This window comes from Paenimyroides ummariense (assembly GCF_900115115.1).
Classification (GTDB): Bacteria; Bacteroidota; Bacteroidia; order Flavobacteriales; family Flavobacteriaceae; genus Flavobacterium; species Flavobacterium ummariense.
This window is the reverse complement of the sequence record NZ_FOVI01000054.1, coordinates 1-4,119: the sequence shown is the minus strand read 5'-3', so window position 1 is coordinate 4,119 and position 4,119 is coordinate 1. Positions and strand designations below refer to the sequence as shown.

Annotated in this window: 1 protein-coding gene; it reads right to left on the bottom strand. The window is 39.6% G+C overall.

The window, feature by feature from the left end; translation table 11 throughout:
* The coding region (locus BM253_RS17395) for a choice-of-anchor L domain-containing protein (RefSeq protein ID WP_177205820.1) at nucleotides 1–4,119 on the bottom strand (4,119 nt) is incomplete at both ends.

The following is a 4,119-nucleotide window of genomic DNA, read 5'->3' as shown; positions in this document are numbered from 1 at the left end:
GCCGGATCTTCTCCTGCCAATGCTTGTGCATCTTTATCGTGTAAATTAAAGGTTGTTGTTGGCGTAGGGTTGTCCATGCACGCTAACAATGCCGTCATTGGACCTACAACCGGTAATGGGTTTACCACTAATTCTAACTTAACAACGGTGTAACATCTTAAAGTGCTATCGGTAAAAGAGTTCTCTACACGTACCCACACATGTGATGTTCCGCTTAAAACTGCAGTAGGCGTAGTGATACGGCTAGAATCTGTTGGTCCGATGTGCGCACCCATTTCTGAGAAATAGTAGGTGTAAGTGTAATTTGAGAAATTACTCAAATTAGGCTCTGCCAAGGTTAAATCGAAAATTGCTTGTTGTGATCCTACTGCGGTTTCACATAATTCCAATGGTGTTGGGTTCATGTTTGGTTCCGGAACAGGTAACACACGAACCGTTAAAGTGGTAATGCTTATACAGCCGAATTGGTTTTCTACTGCCACATAAATTGTTTGTGGGTTTACCGTGTTATAGAACTTTTTAGGATCGGCAATAGGGCTGAATCCGTTTTGTGCATCTTGAAGTGATCTGTAATATCTTATGATCGCTCCAAAAGGTGGTTGTCCTCCAAAAAGATCATGCTCGCGTACTGTTAAATCAATCTCCATTTTACCGTCGTTAGGTAAATCGGTATCACACAATATAATTGGTGGTGGTTGGTTTAAAACAAATGGTGCATTAACCTCTATCTGGAAACTCATCACACGTGCACAACTACCCGGTTTTGCCGTATCTTCTATTCGTACCCAGATTGTTTGCGGGTTTGCCGTGTTTTCAAACTGTGTTGGATCTACAATCCAATTGGTATTGCTGTTAGCTAATGCTTGTGTTGTAAAATATCTTATTTGATATGTGCCTTGTGCTGTTTGTACTGCCAACAATGCGGCATCCTGCTGGGTTAAATCAAACAAAGTAGTACGGTCTTGCGGGTTACCTAAAACGTCACACTCTACTAATTTTGGTAACGTTGCAGGTATTACCGGAGGTATAACCAACTGGAATGTAATTGGATATACGGCATAACATTCTGTAACCGGATCTTCTACGCGAATCCATACTGTTGGATTGTTTGGATTTAAATCGTATGCAAGGGGATTGTTTATAGGGCTTACATCGTTTTCTGCATTTGCCTGTGTTTCAAAAAACAAGAAGTTGTAATTGATACCTGTTGCATCTACTAAATCTTTTCCGAATAAATAGATGTTTACTTTTCCGAACAATTCACCACATATAACAAAAGGTGTTGTTGGAACATTAATAACAGGATTAGCTTTTACTTCTAATTTTAAAGTGGTAACAACAAAACAATTGCTGCTTGCGTTGAACACGCGCACATAAATGGTTTGTACGTTTGGCGATACGTTCTGATATTGGTTTGCCAGTGGGTTTGCACCTGTTTGCGCATCTGCATTGGTATAGTGGAAAGTAACATCCAACCCTAACTGGGTACCAATGATCGCCGCTTTTTGGCTTGCCAAATCAAACACTTCAAATCCGTTGCCGTTGGTATCACATTTTACATAAGCAGGTAACGGGTTGGCAACTACGGGTAGTTTAACCAATTCTATATCCATACGCATTACCACAAAACAACCCGTAGCATTATCGCTTACGCGAACGTAAACTACTTTTGATACATTGGTTGAAAAGGTGGTAGGATTACCTATTGCTCCTGTTCCTGCCATGGCAGCTGATGAACTGATATGGTAAGTTACCGTATAGTTGGCACCGTTTAAGCCTGTTAGCATTTCGGCTTCTTTACTGCGCAAGTTTACTGTTTCTACCTCATCGTTATTGGTATCGCAGAATACTAAACGGCTAACCGGGGTAATCGCAGGTGTTTTGTTTACTTTTAATACCAAAGTTACGGTGTTGTAACAGCTTGAATTGGTAAAGCCTACACGAACGTATATGGTTTGTTGGTCTTTTACTTTGTTTACATACGTTCCGGTATTGAATATCGCATTAACATTGGCATCGGCATCGTTTTGTGTTTCATGGAAAGTTACAATAGAATTTGCCGGCATTGGATTACCTGCGATCAATACGCGTGTTGCATCCAAATTAAATTCTCCGAAACCGTCGTTATTTAAATCACAATAAGTTAACGGCGGTAAACTGTTTGCCGTTGGGGTATTAATGATCTGTAACTGTAAAGGCACTATCGTGAAACAGTCGCCGTCTAAATTACGTACACGTACATAAATAGTTCCTGCTGCTGCCGTATAGTTTGTTGGTAATATTAAGCCAGTATTGCCTGTAAGGGCATCTTGCTGGGTAGCGTAGAATTCCAACGATACACCAACAGGAGTTACAGGTATAGTATTATATGCCAGATTTAAATTGAAAGCACCTAAACCTGAGTTCCCGATTTCACATGCTGTTAATGGTAAAGCATTTGTATTTACCAATGGTAAAAGGTTTCTGTACAGATAGAATGAAGTAACACCAAACGATAGCGGATTGTTATTATCTGTTACACGTACCCAGATACGCTCTCCGTTGGTTCCGTTATACGTTGCCAAGTTACCCGCAGGTATTGCGTTTTGGTTGGTATCGGCATCTGGTTTGTTTAAGTGGTAACTTACTGTGTATCCTGCAGCATTATTATATACGATAGGTGTTTGAACCGTTAAATCGAATGTTTGTACCGTTTCTCCTTCACAGATCGATAAGTCCGGTAACGGATTCAATGTTAGTACGCAATTGCTGAACTCTATGGTGAATGATCCTATAAAAGGACACGGATTGTTCACTTCGTAAGCTCGAACCCAGATTGTTCTTGGAACATTGGCATTATTTGGTAGGTTGTATAAATCTGAAACCGCATTTACATCATTTTCTGCATTTTGTTGGTTTTCATAAAATTTAAACAAAATATTAGGGTTGGTGGTAACTCCTACCATCGCATCTTTTAAATCAAATCGGGTAGTGTTTCCCGCACTTGGACATAAAAACAGGTTTTTAGGCTGTAAGATGCTTACATAATTGAAAAACTCGATCCGTACAGGATCTGCTTCCATTACACAGCTGCTTACATTAGGTATAAAACCTTTTACGCTATAATCACCGGTTTCGGTTACTATTAAATTAGGACCTGTTTGTCCGGGAATTTTTACTCCGTCTTTAAACCATTCAAAGGTAAACAACAAAGGATCTAAACCTGATTCTAAAGTGTAACTATCGCCTACACACAAACCATCTCCGTTGCCAATTAACTGTGGATCACCTAAATCTAAATCGCCAATATCAAAACTTCCTGCTTTGAAAAATACTGCGCTGGTGTGGCTAGCAGAAGGACAGAAATCGATTACGGCTAATTTAATTTTATATCTTCTACCTACAACTACATTTGCTGTTAAAGACTGCATAGGGATAGTGTGACCTGAAAGATTGATTGGTGCTGTTAATGGCGGTACTTGATTTGCTCCATTTCCATAAGAATTACCAAAATATTGCGGATTAATAGAACCTGCACCAGCTGCACAATTGGACGGATTTGATTTATTATTGTCGCGCACTGTGCTTATAGAAATTGGGTCATTAGTATTGGGAATTTTTGCAAGATTTTCTCCAATCCCTGTAGTTAAATCAATTAACCAAGCTCCAAAGAGAGCTCCGTTTCCACAATCAAAATTACATCCTCTGTTATAACTGTGACTACCGAATAAATACTCAAAACTTACTGTGCCTTGCATTGGAACAAATTCAAAGTCAATAACGGTAGACCTCATATTAGCAGGATTAACAGGTGTAGTTGGCCATCCTCCAGCATCGTTTATCAAGTCTAATAAATCTTGATCTCCAGTCCATCGAAATTGATTTGGGCTTGTCGGACCTCCACCTGGTGTGCAAGGTCCCTCTACTCCGGTTGCCATATCTGTTGCCAATACAATTCCTTCTTCAAATGGGAATGTACTGCCATTTCTATTAAAGTAAGCTGCCGCTTTTACTGAATTAGAAGCAGGAACACCACTACCATATTGGTATCTTACATTAGATACCAAGTCGCATTTAGAACCTACTAATATGTCCTTTATAAGTTGATCTGTAGTATATGTGTCATCAACATCCACATAA